The sequence below is a fragment of the Pseudoxanthomonas sp. LjRoot204_2 genome (assembly GCF_056175765.1).
Map to the genome: position 1 here is coordinate 1 of NZ_JBGFFG010000661.1, position 1,297 is coordinate 1,297.

Annotated in this window: 1 protein-coding gene; it reads left to right on the forward strand. The window is 64.2% G+C overall.

Annotation, left to right across the window (positions count from 1 at the left end):
• The coding region (locus AC04L7_RS18870) for a POT-type proton-dependent oligopeptide transporter (protein ID WP_475513726.1) at window positions 1–1,222 on the forward strand (1,222 nt) is incomplete at its 5' end.
• Window positions 1,223–1,297: the final 75 nt, after the last annotated feature.

Consider the following 1,297-nt stretch of genomic DNA (forward strand, 5'->3'; position numbering starts at 1 on the left):
GCTGGTGGTGACGTTCTGCGGCGACCAGTTCGACCAGACCAACAAGAGCAAGGCGAAGGTAGTCTTCGATGCGTTCTACTGGATCATCAATTTCGGTTCGTTCTTCGCCTCGCTGCTGATGCCGCTGGTGCTGCGGAGCTGGGGGCCGGCGTGGGCGTTCGGCATCCCGGGCATCCTCATGTTCATCGCAACCTTCATCTTCTGGCTCGGTCGCCACAAGTACGTGAACGTGCCGCCGTCGCGCGGCAACGATCCGGATTCGTTCCTCAACATCGTGCGTACCGCGCTGCTCGGTAACGAGCGCGGCATGGGAACGGTGGTCGCCGCCGTCGGCGTGGTGGGCGCTACGACGATGCTGTTGCTCTGGGCGCTGAAGTTTGCCGGCGTCGGTATCTGGCCCGACGCCTGGGGCTTCGTCATCACCGCCTGTCTTGCGCTGGGGGCGATCATCGCCGGCGTGGGCTTTGGCGCATCGCTGCAGTTGGAAAGTGCGCGCGGCCTGCATCCGGACGCGGCCATCGAGGGCGTCCGCTCGGTGCTGCGCATCCTCATCGTGTTCGCGTTGGTGACGCCGTTCTGGTCTTTGTTCGACCAGAAGGCGTCCACGTGGGTCATCCAGGGCAAGGCGATGGTGATTCCGCACGACCTGTGGTGGTGGCCGAGTTGGCTGGTGAAGGACGCCACGCAGATGCAGGCGCTGAACCCGCTGATGGTCATGCTGCTGATTCCGTTCAACAACCTGATGCTGTATCCGGCGCTGCGGAAGATGGGCTTCAATGTCACCGCGTTGCGCCGCATGGGCTGGGGCATCGCGATCTCCGCGCTCTCCTGGATCGTTGCCGGCATGCTGCAGCTGCAGATGGATGACGGTGAAAAGGTCTCGCTCGCATGGCAGACGCTGCCCTACCTGCTGCTGACCTTCGGCGAAGTGCTGGTGTCGGCGACGGCGCTGGAGTTCGCCTACAGCCAGGCCCCGATGGCGATGAAGGGCGTGATCATGGCGTTCTGGTACCTCACCAGCACCTTCGGCGGCTTGTGGGTGCTTCTGACGAATGCCAGCGTGCGCGACCCGGCCGTGATCGGCTGGATCCAGGGGCAGGGCTGGACCGAGAACGCGTTCCTGATGTTCTTCTTCGCGGGGTTCGCGTTCGTCGCAGCGCTGGCGTTCGCGCTGTACGCACGTACCTATCCGATGCAGGACAACTACCGCACCGCGGCCTGAGGAACCAGCATGACCGCCCCCATCACCCTGCTGCTGATCGCGGCGACCTGCGTGGTGAGCCTCATCGCGCTGCGC